Source organism: Rhizobium sp. BR 315 (assembly GCF_050577975.1).
Lineage (GTDB): Bacteria > Pseudomonadota > Alphaproteobacteria > Rhizobiales > Rhizobiaceae > Rhizobium > Rhizobium miluonense.
In genome coordinates this window covers 37739-60272 of the sequence record NZ_JARWKZ010000011.1, presented here as the reverse complement: position 1 = coordinate 60272, position 22534 = coordinate 37739, and the positions used below count along the sequence as shown (strand labels likewise).

18 protein-coding genes and 2 pseudogenes are annotated in these 22534 nt (G+C 58.2%); 10 read left to right on the top strand and 10 right to left on the bottom strand.

What is annotated here, in order from left to right; translation table 11 throughout:
* The first annotated feature begins 95 nt into the window (after window positions 1-95).
* From QD409_RS13980 to lysA, 5 genes are all read left to right on the top strand, one after another.
* Window positions 96-269 (top strand): hypothetical protein, encoded by a 174-nt coding sequence (locus QD409_RS13980; RefSeq protein WP_430762929.1) that lies wholly within the window; start codon window positions 96-98, stop codon window positions 267-269.
* On the top strand, window positions 254-1408 hold the full coding sequence (locus QD409_RS13975; RefSeq protein WP_092854724.1) for a GNAT family N-acetyltransferase: 1155 nt from the start codon (window positions 254-256) through the stop codon (window positions 1406-1408). Before QD409_RS13980 ends, QD409_RS13975 begins: the two co-directional genes overlap by 16 nt.
* Entirely contained in the window at window positions 1408-2778 is a 1371-nt protein-coding gene (locus tag QD409_RS13970) for an MATE family efflux transporter (RefSeq protein WP_245298145.1), read from the top strand. The genes QD409_RS13975 and QD409_RS13970 overlap by 1 nt, the downstream gene beginning before the upstream one ends.
* 15 nt (window positions 2779-2793) lie before the next feature.
* On the top strand, window positions 2794-3975 hold the full coding sequence (locus tag QD409_RS13965; protein ID WP_430762928.1) for a PLP-dependent transferase: 1182 nt from the start codon (window positions 2794-2796) through the stop codon (window positions 3973-3975).
* Between the two features lie 108 nt (window positions 3976-4083).
* On the top strand, window positions 4084-5328 hold the full coding sequence (gene lysA, locus QD409_RS13960; RefSeq protein ID WP_092854720.1) for a diaminopimelate decarboxylase: 1245 nt from the start codon (window positions 4084-4086) through the stop codon (window positions 5326-5328).
* Between the two features lie 639 nt (window positions 5329-5967).
* Here the strand turns inward: lysA and QD409_RS13955 are convergent.
* Window positions 5968-6414 (bottom strand): hypothetical protein, encoded by a 447-nt coding sequence (locus QD409_RS13955; RefSeq protein WP_430762927.1) that lies wholly within the window; start codon window positions 6412-6414, stop codon window positions 5968-5970.
* A 268-nt stretch (window positions 6415-6682) separates the two neighbouring features.
* Here QD409_RS13955 and QD409_RS13950 point away from each other — a divergent pair.
* The 3 genes and pseudogenes from QD409_RS13950 to rfbC all read left to right on the top strand — a co-directional run.
* A pseudogene (locus QD409_RS13950) lies at window positions 6683-7939 on the top strand (ISL3 family transposase); the annotation flags it as partial.
* An 88-nt stretch (window positions 7940-8027) separates the two neighbouring features.
* Window positions 8028-8276 (top strand): annotated as a pseudogene (locus tag QD409_RS13945) (sugar phosphate nucleotidyltransferase); the annotation flags it as partial.
* 95 nt (window positions 8277-8371) lie between these two features.
* A complete protein-coding gene (gene rfbC, locus QD409_RS13940) occupies window positions 8372-8920 on the top strand; it encodes a dTDP-4-dehydrorhamnose 3,5-epimerase (RefSeq protein WP_430762926.1) in 549 nt (182 codons plus the stop codon).
* Window positions 8921-9063: 143 nt separating this feature from the next.
* Here the strand turns inward: rfbC and QD409_RS13935 are convergent, their stop codons facing one another.
* Both QD409_RS13935 and QD409_RS13930 read right to left on the bottom strand, forming a co-directional pair.
* Window positions 9064-10077 carry a zinc-binding alcohol dehydrogenase family protein gene (locus tag QD409_RS13935; protein ID WP_092851833.1) on the bottom strand — a complete coding sequence of 338 codons (1014 nt, stop codon included), beginning with the start codon at window positions 10075-10077 and terminating at the stop codon, window positions 9064-9066.
* 142 nt (window positions 10078-10219) lie between these two features.
* Complete coding sequence (locus QD409_RS13930; RefSeq protein WP_430762925.1) at window positions 10220-11356, bottom strand: mannitol dehydrogenase family protein; 1137 nt, start codon at window positions 11354-11356, stop codon at window positions 10220-10222.
* A gap of 238 nt (window positions 11357-11594) precedes the next feature.
* Here QD409_RS13930 and QD409_RS13925 point away from each other — a divergent pair, with 238 nt between their 5' ends.
* Both QD409_RS13925 and fba read left to right on the top strand, forming a co-directional pair.
* Complete coding sequence (locus tag QD409_RS13925; RefSeq protein ID WP_159432175.1) at window positions 11595-11711, top strand: SWIM zinc finger family protein; 117 nt, start codon at window positions 11595-11597, stop codon at window positions 11709-11711.
* A 193-nt stretch (window positions 11712-11904) separates the two neighbouring features.
* Window positions 11905-12969, top strand: coding sequence for a class II fructose-bisphosphate aldolase (gene fba, locus QD409_RS13920; protein WP_092851837.1), 1065 nt, complete (start codon window positions 11905-11907; stop codon window positions 12967-12969).
* 9 nt (window positions 12970-12978) lie between these two features.
* On the opposite strand, the gene QD409_RS13915 is transcribed toward fba, so the two are convergent.
* The 7 genes from QD409_RS13915 to QD409_RS13885 form a co-directional block, all read right to left on the bottom strand.
* The gene (locus QD409_RS13915) at window positions 12979-14724 is read right to left on the bottom strand and encodes a glycerol-3-phosphate dehydrogenase/oxidase (protein WP_430762924.1); all 1746 of its coding nucleotides are present in this window, start codon (window positions 14722-14724) and stop codon (window positions 12979-12981) included.
* Between the two features lie 61 nt (window positions 14725-14785).
* Window positions 14786-16315, bottom strand: coding sequence for an FGGY-family carbohydrate kinase (locus QD409_RS13910; RefSeq protein WP_092851841.1), 1530 nt, complete (start codon window positions 16313-16315; stop codon window positions 14786-14788).
* 54 nt (window positions 16316-16369) lie between these two features.
* A complete protein-coding gene (locus QD409_RS13905) occupies window positions 16370-17125 on the bottom strand; it encodes a DeoR/GlpR family DNA-binding transcription regulator (RefSeq protein WP_245298056.1) in 756 nt (251 codons plus the stop codon).
* Window positions 17126-17396: 271 nt separating this feature from the next.
* Window positions 17397-18344, bottom strand: a complete 948-nt coding sequence (locus QD409_RS13900) for a D-ribose ABC transporter substrate-binding protein (protein ID WP_167668014.1) — start codon at window positions 18342-18344, stop codon at window positions 17397-17399.
* Window positions 18345-18447: 103 nt separating this feature from the next.
* Window positions 18448-19500: an ABC transporter permease gene (locus tag QD409_RS13895; protein WP_092851845.1), complete on the bottom strand. Its 1053-nt coding sequence runs from the start codon at window positions 19498-19500 to the stop codon at window positions 18448-18450.
* A gap of 22 nt (window positions 19501-19522) precedes the next feature.
* Entirely contained in the window at window positions 19523-21067 is a 1545-nt protein-coding gene (locus QD409_RS13890) for a sugar ABC transporter ATP-binding protein (protein ID WP_430762923.1), read from the bottom strand.
* Window positions 21064-21720: a DUF2291 domain-containing protein gene (locus tag QD409_RS13885; RefSeq protein ID WP_092851849.1), complete on the bottom strand. Its 657-nt coding sequence runs from the start codon at window positions 21718-21720 to the stop codon at window positions 21064-21066. Before QD409_RS13885 ends, QD409_RS13890 begins: the two co-directional genes overlap by 4 nt.
* Between the last annotated feature and the right edge of the window lie 814 nt (window positions 21721-22534).

Genomic DNA, 22534 nt, shown 5'->3' with positions numbered 1-22534 from the left:
CATCCGTAATGAATGTGGGGTCTATATTCCTTATGTTTCTGGCTTTGCTGCGCCGATGAGATCGGTATTCCCGATAATTACATAGAAGCATTTGCATGACGAACGACGGCGCGGGAAATTCAGGAGATTCTCAAAAAATCTTTTCGAAAAATATTTTGAATTTAGCCGGGAACCATTCGTCACTGCGAGACAAACGCCGGATGCATGATCTGTTGAGCCCGGCGGCGCACGATTTCGAAAAACGGAGAAAATTATGGATGTCGCTGTGACGATGATGAGCGAAAAGATGGCGACACAGTCATTTGAGTTGCGCTTGCCGCCGGCAGGGTTTGCAAGCAACGCACTCGGTTCCGATCAGCCGCTTATTGTTTCGCTGGGGCAGGCGCAAGGTAGCTTTCATGTCGAATATCAGGGGGTCGAAATTGCCTCTGCTTGTCTGTCCGCTCGCGATGCCAAGCTTTTGGTTTTTGACACCATATCTGATGCAGTCTCGCCGGTTTCCAATGAGGATATCGTCAATGCGGTATTGGAAGCCATTCTGGCATGCAATCCGGAACTGAACTGCTTCGAGATCGAATTTGCAGACCATGGTCTTGTGAAGCGCCTGCTGGAATTGGGCGCGGTCGAGCGGCACGGAGGCCACCAGGTGGTGCGTCCCGAATCCTTCTTTCAGCAGGCAAAGCCCTGGCTCGGAGGCGCCGTCAACGCCTATCCGGAAGTGTCGGTCCTGACCAAGGGCGTCCTTCATCCGCAAAGGCCGCCGAAACCTGCCGGTCGGGTCTATAGCCGGTTCATTCCCTGGCTTAATACCCAGCTTGGCTTCCACGTTGTTGATATCGAGGCCGATCTCGAGCATTTCCATCGCTGGATGAACGATCCTCGCGTGGCAGCCATTTGGGAAGATAGCGGGGATCTCTCTTATCACCGCGATTTCATCGCTGGCCGCCTTGCCGACCCGCGTACGCTGCCGCTGATCGGGACCTTCGGCGGCGTTCCCTTCGGCTATTTCGAACTTTATTGGGCCAAGGAGGACCGGATCGGCCCGCATTATGATGCTGATGGTTTTGATCGCGGCTGGCATGTGGCGATCGGTGAGGACAATTTCCGCGGAAAAGCCTTTGTCAGTGCCTGGCTGCCATCGCTGATGCACTACATGTTTCTTGCCGACCCGCGCACCCGGCGTATCGTCGGCGAGCCGATCCATCATCATGCGCAGCAGATTCGCAATCTTGATCGGTCTGGCTTCGCCAAGGTCAAACACATCCAGTTTCCGCACAAGAAGGCGCTGTTGGTCATGCTCCTGCGTGAGCGTTTCTTCATGGATCGGCTGCTTTCGCCTGATCTTGACGGGCTTCTTGGCGAGGATGGCCTGCCTATGCTCGGTTCGCTGCCGAGGAGCACCGCATAATGAAAACAGCCGTCGACATGAATGATCCGCGTATCATGCGGCTCGTTCTGACGGTCGCGCTTCCGGCGGTTGCGGGATTGACTGCCAGCGCCGGGCATCATGCGATTAACGCCATCTTTTTGGGTGCTCTCGGGCCGGACACGCTGGCGGGTATCAGCCTGGTCATGCCGCTGTTTTTGCTGGTTGCGGCAGCCGGCCAAGGGCTCGGCATCGGCCTTGCCACGCTTCTGGCGCGCCATCTAGGCGAGGGCGATCTTACGGCCGCCTCGTCGATTGCAGCAACCGCGCTTGCTGCCACCGTCCCGCTCGGCGTTCTTTTGTCTATGCTGATCTATCTCGGGCTGCCCGACTTTGTCGTTGCGCTCGGTGCGAGCGACAGCCTGTTGGCACCGGGTCTCGATTACGGGCGGCTGCTTGCTTTCGGTGTGACGCTTGGGCTGCTGCAGGCGATCTGCGATTTCATCGCGATAGCCGAGGGCAATTCGCGCTTTTCGATGATCGTGCTGATCGCGAGCTTTGCGCTCAATGCCCTCCTTGATCCCGTCTTTATCTTTTTCTTTAAACTCGGCGCATCGGGCGCCGCTGTTGCGACCATTCTTTCTTCCATCGCGGCAATTGCCTGCTATCTCGTCTATTTCGCTCGCAAATGGGGGAAGGTCAGGGTGTCGAGCGGTTTGGTGCGCTGGCGCTTGCTGTGGCCGATGGCCAGGATCGGTATTCCTGCTGCGGCTACCAGCGTCGTAACTGGTCTCGGCCTTCTCGTACTGATGCGTGAAGCTGCGGTTCATGGCGGCGATACCGGAGTGGCGGCGACCGCGATTGCCGTCAGATTGATGACGTTGGGGCAGCTTCCCGTCTTCGGCTTTTGCCTTGGCGCCCAGAGTATCGTAAGCCATGCCTTCGGCGCCGGCGATGCATCGCGCCTTAAAAGCGTAATCCGCTTTATGCTGGCTATAACGGTGCCTGTCGGGCTGCTCTATTCCGTCTTGCTGTTTGTCGCTGCAGAGCCTTTGGCCCGCCTGTTTACCGATAGTCCACAGGTCATCAGCGAAGCGGTTGCGTGGCTGCGCGCGCTCTTTCCCGTCTTTCCCCTGGCTGCCTTTCAATCCGTGCTGCTCGTCATGCTCCAATCTCGGGGCCGGGCGGGCTTGTCTGCGCTCGTGGGGCTTGCGCCGCAAGGCTATCTGCTGGTGCCGCTTCTGCTCGTTCTGCCGATCTGGATGGGCTTTGGCGGTATCTCGATAGCCCCCGCAGCCGCTGCCATTCTTGCTGCCATGCTTGGCCTTTTCGTCGCCAGAAGAGAATGGCTTGCCATTCTGCCGGCGGATCCGCTGGCCCGTGTGGCCGGCCAATCGACATTTCACTCCTGACTTATGAGGAACGCCATGAACGAGACACCGAGATTCGATGCTTATCGACACACTACTCCCAATGCGCCGATGCACCATCGCGCCGATCCGTTCGATGCCGCTGTGCCGCCGATCTATCAGACATCGCTGTTCCTGTTCGACAATTACAAGGAGCTGGAGGACGTCTTTGCCGGCCGCTCGAAGAAACCGATTTATTCGCGTGGCGACAATCCGACGGTGCGGATGCTAGAGCGCAAGATCGCCGAGATGGAGGGAGCCGAAGAGGCGCGCGCCTTCTCAAGCGGTATGGGTGCCATCGCGGCAGCGGTTCTCGCCTTCGTCGGACCGGGAGATCGCATTGTCACGGTGCGGCACGTCTATAGCGACGCGTTCCGCTTCTTCGAAAAGGTTTTGAAGCGCTTCGGCGTCATTATCGATTATATCGACGGCACCGATAGCGAAGCCATGATCGCGGCTCTTCCCGGCGCCCGGCTCGCCTACCTCGAAAACCCGACCTCGATGGTGTTCGAGCTTCAGGATCTGACGGCCATTGCCGAAGCGGCGCGGCGCCACGGCGTGGTGACGATGGTCGACAATTCCTGGGCGACGCCGCTCTACCAAAACCCGCTCGCTCTCGGCATCGATCTCGTCATCCATGCGGCATCGAAATATCTCGGAGGCCACAGCGACACGGTGGCGGGCCTTGTTGCCGGCTCGAAGGCGCATATCGACCAGATCAACAGCGAAATCTACCCCTATACGGGAGCCAAGCTTGCGCCGTTCGAGGCTTGGCTGGTCCTGCGTAATCTGGAAACGCTGCCTTTCCGGATGCGCCACCACCACGAAGCCGGTCTGGAGGTGGCATCCTGGCTAAACGCTCATGGGGACGTAACCCATGTCATGCACCCCGCGCTCTACGACCATCCTGGCAAGCACACTTTTAGCGGATTTGGTGGACTGTTCTCGTTCGAGGTTTCGAACCGTATCGATGTCGCAGACTTCGTCGACGCGCTGCGCCTCATTCGCATCGGAGTGAGCTGGGGAGGCCCAGAGAGCTTGGTCGTGCCAGCCAAGGCGGCACTCAGCATTTCGCCGGAGACAAACGTCTTTGCGCGATTTGGTGTCAGCGATCGCACGATCCGGCTGAATGTTGGGCTCCATGCGGCAAAGGACATCATAGCCGACCTGGATCAAGCGCTGAGCGCCGCGGGACGATAATAAGCTCCCAAGATTTCTTATCGGCAGGCGGGCGAAGTGGCATTGCCGCTCCGCCCATACTATTATCCAATGTTGATTTCATTCCCGCCCCAGGCAGACCGAGAAACGATGACTATCCCTTCCGATGAAACACTAAGCGCGCTCGTAACCGAATATGGAACGCCGCTCTGGATCTATGATGCCGCCGCGATCCGCGGCCGCATCGCGCAACTGTCAGCCTTCGATATCGTGCGCTTTGCGCAGAAGGCCTGTTCGAACATTCATATCTTGCGGGAGATGCGCAAGGCAGGCGTCTTTGTCGACGCAGTTTCTCTCGGTGAAATCGAGCGGGCAATGCGGGCCGGATTTACCGCGGGCGGTGCATCCAATGCAGCCGAAATTGTCTTTACCGCCGATGTTTTCGACCGGCCGACCTTGGAGCGGGTCGTCGCCGACGGCATAGAGGTCAATATCGGCTCGATCGACATGCTGCATCAGCTGGGCGAACGATCGCCGGGTCATAGGGTATGGCTGCGCATCAACCCGGGTTTCGGGCACGGCCACAGCAACAAGACCAACACCGGCGGCGAAAATAGCAAGCATGGCATCTGGTTCGAGCAATTGCAGGAAGCCGTGGCGCTGACGCAAAAATACTCCTTGAAGCTCGTTGGCCTGCATATGCATATCGGCTCGGGCGTCGACTACGGCCATCTGCAGCGCGTCTGTGGGGCAATGGTTGGCTTTTGCCGCGAACTCAACGTCGATATCGAGGCGATCTCTGCCGGTGGCGGGCTTTCGGTGCCCTATCGGGAAGGCGAGGAGGAGATCGATCCCTCGCACTATTATTCACTTTGGGATGCAGCGCGGCGCCAGATAGAGGCCCGCTTTGGCCACCCGATCCGTCTGGAGATCGAACCTGGCCGCTTCCTGACCGCAGATTCCGGCGTACTGCTCGCTGAAGTGAGGGCAGTCAAAATGATGGGCCGCAACCGGTTCGTGCTTGTCGATGCCGGCTTTAATGATCTTGCCCGGCCGGCGATGTATGGCAGCTACCACAATATCTCGGTCGTCCCGGGAAAGGCGGCGCGGAGCGCGGTATCGGAACTATTGCCGACTGTCGTTGCTGGCCCCTTATGCGAGTCGGGCGATGTTTTCACCCAGGCAGAAACCGGAATCGTACAGCAACGCGATCTGCCCGAGGCTCACGTCGGCGACTATCTTGTCTTTCACGGCGCCGGTGCTTATGGTGCAACGATGTCTTCTAACTACAACAGCCGGCTTTATGCACCCGAAGTGCTTATCGATGGCGCGAAGCATCGATTGATCCGCAAGCGTCAGAGCCTAAACGATCTGTTGGTTTTGGAAGATGTTTGAGCGAAGGAGCGGGTATTTCGGCGGCGCTCGAGCAGGATGGACGATGTTCTGCTATCGTGAGTGCCTTCTAAAGATGAGCACGACTTTTCGTCTCGCCAGTAGAGGGGCTTTCCGCGGTTGCGAAATGGGTATGGTGATCGCGGTAGGGCGTCTTAGCGCCCGGTCCAATTCTGTTATCACTGGCCGCAAGGCGCGAAAGTTCTGCACCATTATCCCGGGCCGACTTGATCAGAAAGCCGAAATCGTCGAAGGCGCGGATCAGTCGTCACAGTATTTCGAGTTTTTCGTTAAGATTGATCGCTCCGGCTCATGCCGCTTATTGTAGTGGAAAGCCCGGTCAGCTGCCGAAACTCATGTTGCAAGCGCGCGGCAACTTCCCGCGCGAAACATCATCAAATCGCAAAAATTGCGTGAGAACAGAGGGCACCCTGCCAGATGGGGCTCATTCGCCGTCTACACTGAGTGACACGAGCAACGGGCGACAACTGAGGCCAGGCGAGCGCCACCAGACCTATACGAGCGCCGGTGCGAACAGTCTGGCCGCAAAATTTGAGGCGGGTTTGGCTCAGACATCGAAAAAGGCGAAACGCGAAAAACGATAGTACTGCTTTGAGCATAGGTTGGCGAAATACCTGAAATCTAGGGAGCGGAAGGCATTCCAAACTCCGTCAATGAACGTCCGAACATCTCATCCACCGAGTCTTGCGCACTTTCGGCTGCGTCCAAAAGATGGCCTTCGCGCGAACTCGCGTTAAGGAGCGCTTCTATATGGGAAAGCCAGAATCCATCTGTTTGGAATAGGCGTTCATTGGAAATCGTGTATCGATGCGATAGGAACGTGAGCACTCGACCGGCTTCAATATCTGTCAGCGAGGACGCGTTATCTATTTTCGCTGTGTTATCGATAGACAATCCGGCTAGCATCGTAGACGGATTGGCAACGATTCTTTTACCCAAGAGAGCAGCGGGAATTGCCGCCTTTGAGCCGATGGTAATCAATGCATAAATATCCGAGACAAAAGGATCAGAGCCGAACTGCCGCAACTCGGGAGGCAATCCGAAAAAATTCGGGAAAGACTCTGACATCCGCTGATCTAGCTTTGAACAATCACCCATATCGGAATGATAAGTCGCAAAAGCGCACCAATCGTCCGGCAGTGTTGATTTCCGCTAGGAACTGACCCGGCGTTTGGAGTGAACCCCTGGGGCTGGACCAGCGATGCGCGTCAAACTAAGCCGCCTGCTGGGCGAGTTGGGTTTCAAATTCTGCTGGCGATCGATAGCCAAGGGCTGAGTGCAACCGCCTGCATTGTAGATCTCCTCGATGAACCTGGGCAAGCGGTCAGCCAGTCCGCGAAGGTCTCGTAGCCAGCGGTTGGAGACCATCGTCCACCACCTTGGTTTAGCGCTCGGCGGCAGACCGGCGGCAGCCTTTGCCGATCGTCTGATGGTGCCAGTGAGCAACGACACACTATTGCGGGTGGTTCGCCGCCGTATTGCCGATCAGAACGATGAACTCACCGTCATAGGCATTGATGATTTTGCCTTCAGGCGGGGCCAAACCTATGGGACGATCGTTTGCGATCTGGAGCGGCGGAAGCCTGTCACCCTGTTGCCGGATCGTGCGCTGGATACGTCTCGATCATGGCTTGCCGAGCACCAGTCGATCTCCATCATCGCTCGCGACCGTGGCGGTGGCTATGGCGAGGCAATCGCGAAGGCCTTGCCTTATGCTGAGCAGGTTGCCGACCGCTGGCATCTGATGGAGAATTCCAGCCGAGCGTTTCTCGATGCTGTCGGCAAGTCGATGCGCCAGATCAGGCAGGCGGTCGGCAGCAATGTCGTTGATCCCAAGCTTCTGACTTACGCGGAAAGGCTGCAGTACGAGGGGTATCTGCGCCGCCAGGAGACAAATGAGGCGATCCGGGAACTGTCGAAGAAGGGAACCTCAATTCGACAGATTGTCCGGCAGACCGGTCATAGCCGGAAGCTTGTTCGAGATGTTTTACGTGGCCAGCGCTTCGATGTCTTCCGAACACGGCCCAGTTCTCTGGATAGTTGGCTGCCGTGGCTCAACAGCCGCTGGGAGGAAGGCGCCCGGAACGCCTTGGCGCTCTGGCGCGAGATGAGAGCGAAGGGCTTTGCGGGACAGAGCGGTGTCATCTCGCAATGGGCCCAACGCCGGCGTCGCGCGGAGAAAGCAAACCAGAGCGGGCTTGCACGAACGCCATCAGCGCGGGTCATCACCCGCTTAATGACCACCGCACGCGATGACTTGGCAAAATCCGAGGCGATCCTGGTGGCTGCAATCGAAGTGAATGTTCCGGAACTGGTCGTCGCCCGCACGGCCATTGGCGACTTCCAATCCATGATCCGCTCGAAGACAACACGAAAGCTCGATGAATGGCTTGACGCAGCTAAAAACAGCCTGGTCGGATCGTTTGCCGGTGGCGTTGAGAAGGACCTCAACGCTGTGAGAAACGCAATCATTTCACCGTGGTCAAATGGGCAGACGGAAGGTCAGATCACACGACTAAAGCTCATCAAACGACAGATGTACGGACGTGCAAAACTCGATCTGCTGCAGGCGCGATTGATCGGCGCATCGTAGGATCTGCACGTCAGCAAAAGTGCGTCAGAGCCAATTCTCAATGGAAATATTGCGCTGCGCCGGGTCAGTTCCTAGCGGAAATCAACAAACCGACGTCAACACCCACTATCTGCAGATTGGGCAATTGGATGTCCAGACCATGGGCCGTGGCTATGCTTGGCTCGATACCGGCACTCATGAATCAATGCTCGAGGCAAGCCATTACATCGCGACGATCGAAAACCGACAGGGCTTGAAAGTCGCCTGCCCTGAGGAAATTTCTTATCGCAGTGGCTGGATCGATGCCGCGCAGGTCGAGACGCTGGCGCATCCGCTTCAGAAGAATACTTATGGGTAATATCTTCTTGGGATGCTGCGAGAGCAAGTATTCTAATCCTTCAAAGTGCATATGCATGGTTGCTTATTCACGCGAACACCTAAGTAGGAAGACGAATGAAAGCCATCGATACTGCCATCGCTGACGTGAAAATCATTGAGCCTAGTGTATTTGCCGACGACCGTGGCTTCTTCTTTGAAAGCTTCAGCAAGATGAAGTTCGAGGCGGCTATCGGCCGAAGCGCCGACTTCGTGCAGGACAATCACAGCCGATCGGGTAGGGGCGTCCTGCGCGGTCTCCACTACCAGCTACCGCCCCATGCCCAGGCAAAGCTGGTGCGTGTCATCATTGGTGAAGTCTATGATGTCGCGGTTGATATCCGAAAATCCTCGTCGACATTCGGCCAGTGGGTCGGCGCCCTTCTATCGGCGGAAAACAAGCGTCAGCTTTGGATCCCGGAGGGATTTGCCCATGGCTTCCTGACATTGAGCGATCACGCCGAATTCGTTTACAAGACCACGAACTACTATGCGCGAGAGAGCGACCGCGGCATTTGCTGGAACGACCCGCAAATCGCCATCGATTGGAAACTTCATGATCAGCCGATACTCTCGTCGAAGGATCAGTTCCAACCTTGCCTCACAGATGCTGAATGCTTCGAGTGAAGTACTTCGGTATGATTATTCGCACTGAGAAAAGCATCCTCAAAGCTTAGCGCAAGAGGTCAGTCTGCGCGCACCCTTGGCGCGCAGCGGATGTTCTCTTAGACGTAAGGCCCGCTTCGATGAGCAGCTTACGCCGCTCCAGATTAGCTTACACCTAATATGGCCTTGATAACCCCGGCCTCGGGCCGCAGCCATTCCTTGAAGAGCGCCGGTCCATCGTCCAGCGAACCCTGATGCGTGTTCAGCGCCGCCGTGGGTACCTTGCCGCTTTCCATCTGCTTTACAACCTCCGCAAAGTCGTCCGGCTGCGCATTCCTGCTGGCAAAGAGCGTGGTTTCGCGCTTGTGAAACTCAGGGTCCGAGAAGGTAATGTCGTCGCGCACCACGCTGACGAGCACGTAGCGGCCGCCATGCGCGACAAAGCCGAAGCCGCGTTGCATGGCTTTGGCGTTGCCGGTTGCGTCGACGACGACGTCGAAAAAGTCGCCGTCGGTCAGGCGTTTTGCTTTTGCTTCCGCGTCGTCATTGGCAAGCAATGTCCCGTCGGCACCGAGTGCGGCGAGGGTGAACTCCAATCGGTCTTCGCGTATGTCCATCACGGTGACATCTGCACCGCGCGCCTTGGCGAAAATAATGGCGGACATGCCGATTGGGCCGGAGCCGACGACAAGGACGCGGTCCTTGGCCGTGATGCCGCCTCGCTTGACGCCGTGGGCACCGATCGCCAGGAATTCGATCATGGCGGCTTCGTCCAGCGAAGCCTTGCCGGCCGAGATGACATTCTGCTCCGGAAGGCACATGAATTCCGTCATACCGCCGTCGCGATGCACGCCAAGCACGGAAAGGCTCTGGCAGGCATTGGTCACACCGCGCCTGCAGGCGACGCATTTGCCGCAGGCGAGATAGGGAACTATGTAGACGTTCTCGCCATTCTTGAGGCGGCTCGATCCATTTGCATCCTCGACTGTGCCGGACAGCTCGTGCCCCATGACACGTGGATATTCGAGAAAGGGGTGCTTGCCCTGATAGATGTGAAAATCCGTGCCGCAAATGCCGACGCGTCTGATGCGCACCAAGACCTCACCCTCTGTTGGAGTTGGGACATCGCGCTCGATTAGCGAGAGACGGCCGGGTTCATTGCAGATCAGTGTTCTCATGATGATGCACTTTCGAAAGGCCGGCGTGCCGGCCGTTGGTGTTACAAAATAGGTGTCTGGCCGACGTCGCGAGGCGAGACCCAGGCTTGGTTCTGTTCATTCATCGCGTGTCCGGTCGGATTTGCCGCCGTGGCTCGAAACATCATGGCGCAGCCTCAACCAGCGGGTAGCGCGCTGCGATTTCTCTCAGCACCGGCGCGCTCGAAGGACTGCCTGCTCTGCCCGCCCATTCCAGGAAGGCGTGAATGCGGCGGCCAACTTTTTCGCGATGATGCTGACTGATATCGGCGATGCGATGGTCCAGAAAGGGATTGCGGAAACGGTCGATCGTCGTCGCGACATAGCTCTGCGCCACGTCGCCCATGCCGTTTGCGGCAAAGCCGGGCAGCACTTCGCTTTGATAGAGCCAATCCAGCCTTGCGCGTATGTCCTTGTCGGCCAGTATCGCGCGCACGGTTTCCTCCGCTGGCCGGTTTTCGCGCTGCCAGATCTCGGCAAGGAAGGTGTGGCCGAGATTGAGGATATGCAGCTTCAGGCGCTCATAGGGTTCCAGATCATCGGTCAATACGATGTTTGCGTGGGTGCATGGCGGGCGAACGCCTGGAGCTCGCTTGATCGCCCACAGCGCATAGGGTTCGGCAACAGCGCCAATCGGCTCGATCGGCTCGGAAACGATTCGGTCGACCAGGGTCTCCGCGAAAGCGACGCTGTCATCGAGCCAGGTATAGAATTCAGCGGGCGCGGCGTTGAGTCTGGCGCTATCGATCACAGCATGTTTAAGGACGTGGCCATTGCCAGTGACGAGCTCACAAGGAAGGATCACCAAGGGGCGAGCGGATGCCTGCCAGCGCTTGATGAGGAGAGCTGCGAGCTTGGCGGGGAAGGATCTCGGAATCTGGCCATTCACGCCAAAGCCGTCTTCCTCTGGTTGGGTCTGGTAGCCGGTGTCGCCGGTATTGGAGATGATGAATTCGGCATCCTCGGCAAAGAGCTTTGAGAGCTCTTCCCAGTTTTCGTTGGCAGATAGACCGCGCTCGACGCTAGTGACTTGCACGGATTGCTCGACGGGCTGCCCTTCCGACATGCCACGGATGGCGACTGGATAGCCCTCCGCATTGTTGAAAGCTTCAACGCGCCCGCTACGGCTGCTGGCGCCTGAAACCTGAACAACGGTGATGGGGCCGACATCCTGGCCCGATTGCCGCGCTTCATGCACGAAGAACGCCGCATGCGCCTGTAGAAACCGGCTGGTGCCGAACTGGATGATCCGCGAGCTCACGCCAAGACCCTCTTATGCTCAATGCTGATAAATATGGTCGCTTGATCAGGGCGATATGCCGACTTCAAGCATTTCTCCCATAATATGTTTTTTATCTATAGAAAACAGTTAAGCGATCGGCAGTCAAATGTTTTTAATGGCAATAGATAAACGCTATGACGCGACGCCCTCGACCGAACATCGTGAGCACGATTGCGTGTTTCGAGCAGCGCAACCATGAATTCGTATCGGCGGCTATTTGAAAACGCCGCTTAGAGCTGGGGCGCCGGCCGCGCGATTTTTCTCTGGGGTATCCGACCCTTGCCGCCACGTTCTGGCGCTATTTCTTCATGAAAATCACAATAAAATGTCATGAAATTTGTGATTTTGTCATTTCTATTTGTTATCAGCGCGGGGAGGTGATGCACTCCGAGTGCGAGCGTCGTGCTTGCCGGAGTTCGAGGCAAGCAGGATGTCGACAGCGAGTATTCTGTTTGTGCGGCGGCTCAAAGCAGATAGCATCATCCAAGCGATCATAACTGCCAACTATGACCCAGGGAGAGAGTTGAATGGCACGTATCACCTTAAGGCAATTGCTCGATCATGCCGCTGAAAACGGCTACGGCGTTCCTGCTTTCAATATCAACAACATGGAACAGGCGCTTGCCATCATGGAAGCTGCCGATGCCGTCAGCGCACCCGTGATCATGCAAGCGTCTCGAGGCGCAAGGGCCTATGCCAATGACATCATGCTCAAGCACATGATGGATGCAGTCGTTGAGATCTATCCGCATATTCCCGTTTGCGTGCATTTGGACCATGGCAACGATCCCTCGAGCTGTATGACGGCGATCCAGGCCGGCTTCACATCGGTCATGATGGATGGTTCGCTGAAGGCGGATGCCAAGACCCCGGCCGATTGGGATTACAACGTCGGCGTGACGAAGACGGTTACCGACATGGCGCATCTCGGCGGCATTTCCGTCGAGGGTGAACTCGGCGTGCTGGGATCGCTGGAAACCGGTATGGGCGAGGCGGAGGACGGTCATGGCGCGGAAGGCAAGCTGTCGCATGATCAGTTGCTCACCAATCCTGAGGAAGCGGTGAAATTCGTGCGCGAGACCAAGGTCGACGCGCTGGCGATCGCCATGGGCACGTCCCATGGCGCCTATAAATTCACCCGCAAGCCGGATGGTTCCGTGCTGGCGATGAATGTGATCGAGGAAATCCATCGCAAGCTGCCGACTACGCATCTTGTCATGCACGGCTCCTCCTCGGTTCCTGAGGAATTGCAGGAGATCATCAACAAGTATGGCGGTCAGATGAAGCCGACCTGGGGCGTGCCGGTCGAAGAGATCCAGCGCGGCATCAAGAATGGCGTGCGCAAGATCAACATCGACACCGATGGCCGCATGGCGATGACCGGCCAGATCCGCCGCGTGCTGCAGGAGGATCCGAGCGAATTTGATCCCCGCAAATATATGAAGCCCGCCATGGCTGCCCTGACGAAACTCTGCAAGGAACGCTTCGAGCAGTTCGGGACCGCCGGTCATGCCTCGCGCATCCAGCCACTGACAGTCGCCGAGATGGCCAGGCGTTATAAGTCCGGTTCGCTCGACCCGGTTTTCTCCTGAGCCAGTAGATCAGCGTGTCGCCGGGATTGCCGCCCGGCGCACGCCTTCTTCGGTCAGCACCTGACCGTGAAACTTTGCCAGCGACGTCACGACGTCGTCGATTTCCCTGCTCAGTCGCTGTGCATCCCATTGCAAGGCCACAGCTGCGATCGCGCCGATTTCACGCAAGCCCTGGATCGTCAAGAGACCTTCGATCGCCATTGTCGTGCGGCGGAAGACAATATCCGAGAGATGGACGACCAATTCTTGCCGCGAGATCCAATCGATCTCGAGCGTGCTATGGCGTTGCGCGCCGCTGATACGTTGGCTGTCGCTATACTCCGAACGATGGGCAAGGATCGCCGCTGCCGTCGTGCCGTATCTGCTCAACAGCTCATCGGCCCTGCTTGCGTCCACGCCGGTTTTTGCTGCCATCGATCGGATCCAGCTCGTACGCTCATGGGAGCCCACCGGATAATCCCGTCCGCCGCCGATGGCGAGGCGCTCGGTCGATCTCTTTCGGCTGCGTTGAAGGCGCGTCAGCACAGTATCGGCAACCTCCTCGGCAAAGCCGCGGAAGGTGGTCCATTTGCCGCCGACGAGCGAGATGATCGGGAAGGGGCGTCCAAGCTGCGGCTCGAAGATGGGTGCGGAGTGATCGCGGCTGATCAGGCCCGGTGACGAGGCGTCCGAGGCGGGCAGGGGGCGGATGCCGCTATAGCTATAGGTCACCTGGTCGCGCTCGAAACGCAGGCTCGGCAGAAGCGACCGCACGCTGTCGAGGAAATAGTCGATCTCATGTTCTTCGCAGCGCACATTGTCGGGGTCGTCGCAGGGAATGTCGGTCGAGCCGACCAGCGCTTGGCCGAGATAGCCATAGACGAGGCAGATGCGGCCGTCGTCGGCCTCGAAATAGATCATGTGGCCGTTCAGGCTGCGCACCAGCTCCGGATGATCGAGCAGGATGTGCGAGCCTTTGGTGCCGCCGATGAGATGATGAGCCGGTGCGCCGAGAGCGGCATTGACTTGATCGATCCAGGGGCCGGCGGCGTTGACGACGAGCTTCGGCTTGACCGAGAAGGCATATCCATCCGCGCGTTGGAAGGTCAGTAGGCCTTCTGCCGCGGAAACGAGCTTTGTGGTATTCGCCGCCAGCGAGCCCTTGTTCGCCTCAAGCCCATCATTGACCAATTCATAGACCAACCGCTCCGGTCGGCTGATCTTAGCGTCATAATAGATGCCGCCCGCCACGATCTGTGGTGTGACATGCGGCATTTCCTTTAGGGCGCGGCCCTTCAACAGGAACCTGTGGCGGGGCATGACGCGGTTGCGCGACCCGAAGAAGTCGTAGAGCGCAAGTCCGATCTTGATGAGCACTGCGCCACGGCTGCGCGGAGCAGTCGTCGATCCGACAAGCGTGCGAAGGGCCGCCGGTATACCACGCATCCAAGAGAAGATCGGCACGAATGTCGGTAGCGCCTCGACGCAATGCGGCGCGTTCTTCAATAGAAGGTTGCGCTCAAGCGCCGATTGAGCGACGAGTCGGAATTCGCCGGTTTCCAGATATTTCAGGCCGCCATGGATCAGCCGTGATGGTGCTGCACTCGTTCCAGAGCCGAAGTCGGCTTTATCGAGGATCAGGCAGTTGATGCCCTGGGCCGAGAGATCGCGAAACAATCCGGCACCATTGACGCCGGCACCGAAGATGACGACGTCGATCCCTCCGTCTTGAAGTTGCGAGAAGCGTTGTTTCAGATCGGCGGCCATATCGGTCATAACATTATCGTCCTGCTGAACTGCCGCGAAAACAGCCGGTCTGCGCGGCGTAATTGGCGGTCTAGTCTTGGGAGTGTTGAACTGCGAGATTGCCGATCCGCGGCCAGAGCGGCGACATCGCCTCGGCGATGTCGCGAAAGAGGTCATAGCGGATGCGATAGGCGGCACTGCGGGCGGAATCGGGATAATAGGTTCTGGCGATCTTGCCGACATTTCGGGGATCGCTTTCCGGGTTGGCGTAGACGCCGATCCCGGCGCCGGCACAAAGTGCTGCACCCCAGGCGGCTGCCTCGTCGGTTTCGGTGACGGTAACAGGCATGCCGAACACATCGGCAAACATCTGCACAACGAGCGGATTGCGCGACACGCCACCCGCCAACCGTGCCTGATTAAAGGAAAAACCGTCACTTAGGGCATCAATGTGAATCTTGTGGTTGAAGGCGATGCCTTCAAGGACGGCACGCAGCATGTCGCCGCGATCATGCCAGCCGCCAAGCCCGAAGAAGCTGGCGCTCGCATCGGCGCCGTAGGGCGAGCCGAACAGATATGGATGGAATAGGGCGCTCGACGGACGGTTGAACGCAGCCTCGATTTCGGGCGCCAACACGGCGTGGATCGATTGGCCTGAAGCCTCTGCTCCTGTACGCTCGCCGGCGCAAAGCTTGTCCAGGAACCAGTCGTAATTGGCCGTCGATGCCGGTGAGATCGACATGTTATTCCATTGTCCAGGCGCGATGGCATTGCGGCAGAACCAGCGGGGGTCGGCGCGCGGCTCCGACGAAAGTGTCTCATTGATCGAATAGGTGCCGGCAATGACGGCGACGACGCCGTCGGCATACCCGCCAGCGCCAAGGGCGGAGGCGGTCACATCATGCAGGCCGGCAACAACGGGCGTGCCCTCGGCAAGGCCCGTCCGCCTCGCGACGGCTTCGGTCACGTATCCCACAACCTCGTCGGATCGCGAGGCAGGCGGCAAGGCACCGATCATCTCACCGAGGTCGAACAGTTTCAGGGCATCCGGCGAATAGTCCTGCGTCGAAACATTGGTAAAGGAGGTGCTGGCCTCCGTCCGGTCGGTGCCGGCAACGCCAGTCAAGCAGAAGCGTAGCCAGTCTTTGCAGCTGAGGATATGCCCGATTTGTGCAAAGCGCTCGGGCTCATTGGCCTTGATCCAGGCAAGCAGCGCTGATGGGGCCGAGACATGCGGCAATTGACCGGTGAGCGTCAGGGCTTCGTCGGCAAGCGGGCTGTTCAACCATTGTTCGACGATCGACCGGGCGCGACTGTCGAGGGAAAGAATGGCGCGCCCGAGCGGCTTCTTGGCCTTGTCGACCAGATAGATGCCATCGCCGTGGGCAGTGGCGGCGATCGCCTGAATATCACTGGCGGGGCGGTTGCTGAGCTTGATCGCCTCGGCTATGGCGTCGGCCGTTCGGGTCCAGAGTTCCTCCATGTCGCGCTCAACGTGGCGGGCCTTCGGCATGAACTGGGTCACACGGCGGCGGGCGACAGCAATCGGAGTTCCATCGATATCGAAGATGACGGCCTTGGTGACGGTCAAACCGCTGTCAATTCCGAGCAGACTCGGCATTCTCATTACTCCCGATCGTGAGCGACGTAAGGCGGCCCCTGCCGGAGCCGTCCGTCAGGATCGCTCCTTGTCGCCCTTGGCGACGACCACATTGATATTCTTGTTACGCATGCGCTCCAGATGAGCGGCAGGTGTCTTCTCGTCGACGATGACGACGTCGAATTCGCTCAAATGCGCGAAACTATGCAGGGCCCGTCGTTCGAACTTGGTGTGATCCATCAGCAAGATGCGCCTGGCCGAACTGTCGAACATCGCCCGCTTGATGTCGACGATCTCGGGCGATTGATGAAACACGACATCGTCGATGATGGCTGACATGGAAATGAAGGTAACGTCGGCCCGCAGCCGGTTGATCTCGTTGATGGTCATGCGCCCCATGAAGGCGTTGCACCAATTGTAATACTGCCCACCAAGCGCCAGCAGGTTGACGTCATGCATGTCCTTGAGCGCATTCATCAGCGTCAGCGAATTGGTAATCGCCGTCAGCGGAACTTTGGCCGGCAACTGCGAAGCCATCTGCAGGACGGTGGTGGAATCGTCGAGGAAGATCGCCTGGCCCGGCTCGATGAACTGCATGGCGGCGGCGGCAATCATCTTCTTCTCACTTGCCTGTCGGTTGGCGCGGTAGACGTCACTCGATTCAATCAGGCTGGTCGCGGCGGCGGAGACGATGCCGCGCGTCTTTCGGAACAGTCCTCGGCTGACCAGCTCGTCAACGTCGCGATGTGCCGTCATCAGGCTGATACCGAACCGATCCGTCAGATCTTCGATACGCATGGAACCTTCCGCCATGACGGCTTCGGCAATCATCTGGCGTCGGGCGATCTGACGGGAGTGCCGGCTGTCGCTCGGCAACTCGTCTTGCAGGAATGATACGGGGCTTGTCTTGTCTTTCACGTTGGCCTCTGGCGCTGTGCCTTGCGGATGTTAATTTGCTGCAGCGAATGTCATGCTATGGGAAAAGAATAGAAAGAACAATTCGCTACTAGGGTTTCCGCAAGTTGTGTCTGACGTTCAGCCAGGGTGCCGCCGATAGCGGTCAAGGGGTTGGGGACGCCGGCTTGCGGCGCCCCCGATGTCATTACTCGGACAGAACGAACGGTGCCGTGTACTTCGCGACATTGTCCTTGGTGATCAGGAGGCAATCGAAAAGCTGCTTTTCGCTCTTTGCGCCGGTCTTGCCGGTCTTGATGAAGCTATCGGCCTGTTTGACGGCTTCTTGCGAGAAGACGGCAACCGGCTGCAGAACGGTGTACTGCAATTCGCCGGACTTGATAGCGGCGACCGCGTCCGGCGAACCGTCGAAGCCGCCGACCTTGACGTTGGCGAGTTTGCCGGCTTCCTTGAGGGCGGCGATCGCGCCGAGCGCCATTTCGTCATTGCCGGAAATCACGCCGCTGATATCCGGGTGAGCCTGCAGCATGGACTGCATCTTGTTGTGGCCCTGGGTGCGGTCCCAGTTGGCGACTTCCTTGGCAACCTTCTGCAGATCGGGATACTGCGTCAGTACGGTTTCATAGCCGTTCGAACGGGTTGCGGCATTGTTATCCGAGGGAGCGCCGAACAGTTCGGCATATTTGGCCTTGTCGCCAATAGCTTCGACCCATTGCTGTGCACCGATGGCCGCGCCCTGGGCGTTGTTGGAGACGAGCTGGGCCTTGGCAAGGCCTTCCTGGTTGATTTCGGCGTTAACGAGGAAAACCGGGATGCCGGCGGCCACGGCCTTCTTGACCGCACCGACGGAACCATCGGCATTGGCCGGATCGAGGATGATGGCAACCGACTTGTTGGTAATCGCCGTATCGATCAGGTTGCTTTCGGTATTCGTGTCGCCCTTGTGGGCACCGACTGTTGCCGTGTAGCCAAGCTTTTCAGCGGTCGCCTTGGCGACATTGCCTTCCGTCAGCCAGTAGGGGTTGGACGGGTCGTTGACGATAACGGTAATCTGGCCGGCGGCCCATGCAGCTCCTGTTAGAAGCGGTGCCACAGCAACCGCTGCCATGACAATGCGCAAACCTTTTTTAAACATTAGTCTCTCTCCCTTTTGATGAGCTCTGGTGATGCCGGCGAACCGGCCGTTCTTTCTCCGGCCGATGCATTTCATCGGTCGGTGACAAGGTCGTATGGAAGTGTCAGCCGGATTTGGTCCGCCGTCCGTACTGGATGCTGTTCATGAGAACGGCGAGCACGATGACCGCGCCGGTAAAGACTGTCTGCCAGTAGGCCGAGACGCCGATGATCACGAGACCGTCGGACAGGAAGCCGATGACGAAGGCGCCGAGCATGGTGCCACGCGTCGTGCCGCGTCCACCCGTCAATGCGGCACCGCCGATGACGACAGCGGCGATCGCCGTCAGCTCGTAGGTGGTGCCGGCGGTGGGGCCTGCGGAGGTCAGCTGTGAGGAGAGCACCAGGCCTGCGATAGCGGCGCAGACGCCCGACAGGACATAGACGACGATCTTGACGCGCTTGACCGGCACGCCGGAAAGATCGGCCGCACGCTCGTTGCCGCCTGAGGCATAAAGCCAGCGGCCGAAGGCCGTGCGGCTGAGGACGAGGCCACAGATGATAGCCAGTGCTGCAAGCACGATGACGCTGATCGGAATGCCGGCAAGCCGATTGAAGCCGAGCCAGCCGAAGCCGGTATTGCCGAGCTCCGGACGACCGCCAAGATTGTTGTAGGTAAGACCGTTGGTCATCAGCAATGCGATGCCGCGGGCGACGTAGAGCACGCCGAGCGAGGCGACGAAGGCGGGGACGCGCAGATAGGCAACCAGCACGCCGTTGACGGCGCCGATGACGGCTCCGAAAGCGCAGGTCAAAACGACGACGGCCCAGACTGGCGGATAGAGAATGACGCCAAGGCTCGAAAGAGTGACGCCCTGCATCAGGAAGCCGGCGGCGCAACCGGCAAGGCCGAGCGTCGAGCCGACCGACAAGTCGATGCCGCCATTGAGGATGACGAGCAACATGCCAATCGCAAGGATACCGAAGATGGCCACATGCGAGGACATGGTCAGAAAGTTGCCCAGCGTGAAGTAATTGGGCGACAGAAAGGAGAAGACCGCGATGATGACGATCAGCGCGAAGAAAGCGCGCCCTTCAAGGATCAGCCGTACGATATTGAAGCTTCGCCGCTGTTCGTTCGAAATGGGTTTCTTATCTGTGATGTTCGTGACTGACATAATCAGTGCTCCATGAATGCGGCTAGTGCGCGACCACTGCTTCGCCAGAGGCGGCCATGATCTTTTCCTTGGGGACGTCGGGACCGAATTCGGCTGATATCTTGCCGCGGTGCATGACGATGATGCGATGGGCGATGCTTAGGCATTCGGCGACTTCCGACGTCGAATAGATCACCGCCAGACCTTCCTTGGCGCGCTCTGCCAAAAGCTTGAAGACCTCGGCCTTGGCGCCGATGTCGATGCCGCGGCTTGGCTCGTCGAGCAGGATCACTCTTGGGTTCGTCGCCAGCATCTTGCCGATCACGACCTTCTGCTGGTTGCCGCCCGACAGCGAACCGATCGCCGCAGCGCCGCCATCGGTCTTGATGTGAACCTTGCGGATGGACTGGTCCACCAGTGCCCGCTCGCGGCCGCCTGAGGTGAACAGACCCTTGGTGAAGGCGCCGATGCTGGCAAGCGACAGGTTCGAGCCGACGGTCATCGTCTGGACGAGGCCGTCGCGCTGCCGATCTTCAGGCACCAGGACCAGGCCCTGCGCGATGCGGCCGGCGATGCTCAGGCCGCCAATGTCGGTGTTGCCGAGCAGCACGTGGCCGCCGCTCGATCTCAGGCGTCCAGCCACGCATTCGAGCAATTCGGTGCGCCCGGCACCCATCAGGCCGTAGATGCAGACGATTTCGCCGGCGCGGACCTGAAGCCACATGCGATCGACCGCATTGTAGGCGGCGCCGGACGGGCCTGGAACGGTGAGGCTATCGATCGTCAATGCGACGCTGCCCATCTTGTGGCCGGCCGGCGGGCTGCCGAGATCGAAATTGTCACCGACCATGTTGCGCACGATCCATTCGAGATCGATGTCCGTGCGCTCCGCATAGGCCGTCATGTTGCCGTCGCGGAGCACCACGGCGTGGTTGGTGATCTGGAGCGCCTCTTCGAGATGGTGCGAGATATAGACGATCGATACGCCGCGCTCCGTAAGGTCGCGAATGACCTTGAACAAGACCTCGACTTCCGTGGCGCTGAGCGCCGATGTCGGCTCATCCATGATCAGAATGCGTGAATTGACCGAAAGAGCGCGGGCAATTTCGACGATCTGCTGCTGACCGAGACGCAGATCCTCGATCGGTGTGAGCGGATCGATATTTTCTTCCAGCTCCTCCATCAGGACCCGGGTCTGACGCTCTTCTTCGGCAAAGTCGACCACGCCGCCCTTCATGATCTCGCGGCCCATGAAGATGTTGTCGCGAACGCTGAGATTGGGCGCCAGGCTCAATTCCTGGTGAATGATGGAAATGCCGCAGGAGCGCGCATGGGTAGACGAGGCGAAGCTGATCGGGCTGCCGTCGAGGATGATTTCACCAGAGGATGGCTGGATGACGCCGGAAAGGATCTTCATCAGCGTCGATTTGCCGGCGCCATTCTCGCCAAACAGCGTAGTGACTTCGCCGCGCCGAATATCGAAGTTCACGCCTTTGAGCGCATGGACACTGCCATACGACTTAGCGACGTTGCGGGCAGCGAGAACGACTTCGCCCTTTGCCACTCCATTTTGCGGGGCCTGGCTCATTTCACATCGACCTTTACCGGCGTGACAAGCCAGTTCTTCGGATTGATGAGCTTGAAGACACCGACAATCTTTGCAGTCTTGCCCGTCAGCTTCTCAGGATCGATGCTTCCAAGGGTTGCCTTCTTCATCTCGTTGTTGATGGCGGAGCCGGCATTCTGATATTCGATCTGATTGGTGAACTGGCCGAATTCGATCTTGCCGGTTGCATCGCGCAAATCTGTACCATTGATGGCGGGGCCGGTTTGTATGCGGACGGTGACACCATCCGGCATGCCGTCGACCTTGAACTCGTTAAGGTTGGCCTTGCGGTCGCCAAACGTGCCGCTGAGCGAGACTGGAAGCACGGGGCCGGTCGTGGTTGCCACGCCATATTTCTCGCCGGCAATCTTCTTGTCGGCAAGCACGGCGGTGGCGAGCGCCACCGCATCGACGGCCCGTTGCGCCACATCCATCTGCACCTTCGGGAATTCCTGGGCGCCATAGGCATCAGGTTGGAAGCCCTGTTCGCGCACGTCGTGCTCGGAGCCGATCTTGACCACTTTGGTATCGGCGGCAATGGCGCCAATCACGATCACGATGGCGGCGGCGCCCGTTATGATCTTGAGCTTGGAGCCTGTCGGCTTGGCGGTTGCGTATTGAATTTGCGTATTCATGTTCAAACGACCTTCGGCGTATCGGCCGGATTACTTGCTGGAGAAAGAAAGGCGCTGCGTTCCCGGCAAGGATCTATCGAAGACCGTTGCTGCCCATTAGAACATGCGGGCACTCCGCTAGGCTTCGCTTCAAGCCGTGATTGGAAAGGGAGTTCGACATCGGGATCCTCCTCAGCATATCGGGTGACCGTCTCCTCCAGTCATCCGTTTCGCTTCTGCAGCCGCTGATCTGCGGCCTTTGTGATAGAGTTGTGTTAATAACTGTATTTTGTATGTTATAAATTTCAGAGCCTGTCAATCGCCAAATATCGTGTTTCCTGCGTTCGTCATCATCTTGCAAGTTAACGTTCGCTGCCTTTGGTGGGCTGCAACTTTAGCTTGGAAAATCAAGCTTGAGATCGCCATCTCCGCCGCTGATGCGGTGTTGGCTTTGTGCAAAGCTCGGAAATAAGCCATTGATATAGAGCTATAATAGCAAAAAATATGGCGGGTTCGCCGACTCTCCGCGCGGATCACGCTTCTGGCGTATCACGCAATGGAATTCCCTTCCTCGGCTCGCTGCGACGATTCCTCCTAGGCATGATCGGGGAGTTGGCAATGCCTATTTTATATGAAAAAAATTACAACACCAGAAAATTTTTACTGTGACAATGATATCTTTATGTTATAAGTGGGCAATCGCGTTACTGGATTGCGATTGGGTGAGGGGTGATCATGCGATCGGTCTTATTGTCTGGTCGTGGTGTGGGCACCTTCGCAGCGAAGGCTCATGTCAAAGGGCGAGCCGGGAGGAATGAGATGTTTTCTGTGAATG

Excerpts from the sequence above, each read along its gene's own strand:
- QD409_RS13980 (WP_430762929.1), top strand. The coding sequence starts at position 96 with ATGACGAACGACGGCGCGGGAAATTCAGGAGATTCTCAAAAAATCTTT.
- QD409_RS13975 (WP_092854724.1), top strand. The coding sequence starts at position 254 with ATGGATGTCGCTGTGACGATGATGAGCGAAAAGATGGCGACACAGTCA.
- QD409_RS13970 (WP_245298145.1), top strand. The coding sequence starts at position 1,408 with ATGAAAACAGCCGTCGACATGAATGATCCGCGTATCATGCGGCTCGTT.
- QD409_RS13965 (WP_430762928.1), top strand. The coding sequence starts at position 2,794 with ATGAACGAGACACCGAGATTCGATGCTTATCGACACACTACTCCCAAT.
- lysA (WP_092854720.1), top strand. The coding sequence starts at position 4,084 with ATGACTATCCCTTCCGATGAAACACTAAGCGCGCTCGTAACCGAATAT.
- QD409_RS13955 (WP_430762927.1), bottom strand. The coding sequence starts at position 6,414 with ATGTCAGAGTCTTTCCCGAATTTTTTCGGATTGCCTCCCGAGTTGCGG.
- rfbC (WP_430762926.1), top strand. The coding sequence starts at position 8,372 with ATGAAAGCCATCGATACTGCCATCGCTGACGTGAAAATCATTGAGCCT.
- QD409_RS13935 (WP_092851833.1), bottom strand. The coding sequence starts at position 10,077 with ATGAGAACACTGATCTGCAATGAACCCGGCCGTCTCTCGCTAATCGAG.
- fba (WP_092851837.1), top strand. The coding sequence starts at position 11,905 with ATGGCACGTATCACCTTAAGGCAATTGCTCGATCATGCCGCTGAAAAC.
- QD409_RS13915 (WP_430762924.1), bottom strand. The coding sequence starts at position 14,724 with ATGACCGATATGGCCGCCGATCTGAAACAACGCTTCTCGCAACTTCAA.
- QD409_RS13910 (WP_092851841.1), bottom strand. The coding sequence starts at position 16,315 with ATGCCGAGTCTGCTCGGAATTGACAGCGGTTTGACCGTCACCAAGGCC.
- QD409_RS13905 (WP_245298056.1), bottom strand. The coding sequence starts at position 17,125 with ATGATTGCCGAAGCCGTCATGGCGGAAGGTTCCATGCGTATCGAAGAT.
- QD409_RS13900 (WP_167668014.1), bottom strand. The coding sequence starts at position 18,344 with ATGTTTAAAAAAGGTTTGCGCATTGTCATGGCAGCGGTTGCTGTGGCA.
- QD409_RS13895 (WP_092851845.1), bottom strand. The coding sequence starts at position 19,500 with ATGTCAGTCACGAACATCACAGATAAGAAACCCATTTCGAACGAACAG.
- QD409_RS13890 (WP_430762923.1), bottom strand. The coding sequence starts at position 21,067 with ATGAGCCAGGCCCCGCAAAATGGAGTGGCAAAGGGCGAAGTCGTTCTC.
- QD409_RS13885 (WP_092851849.1), bottom strand. The coding sequence starts at position 21,720 with ATGAATACGCAAATTCAATACGCAACCGCCAAGCCGACAGGCTCCAAG.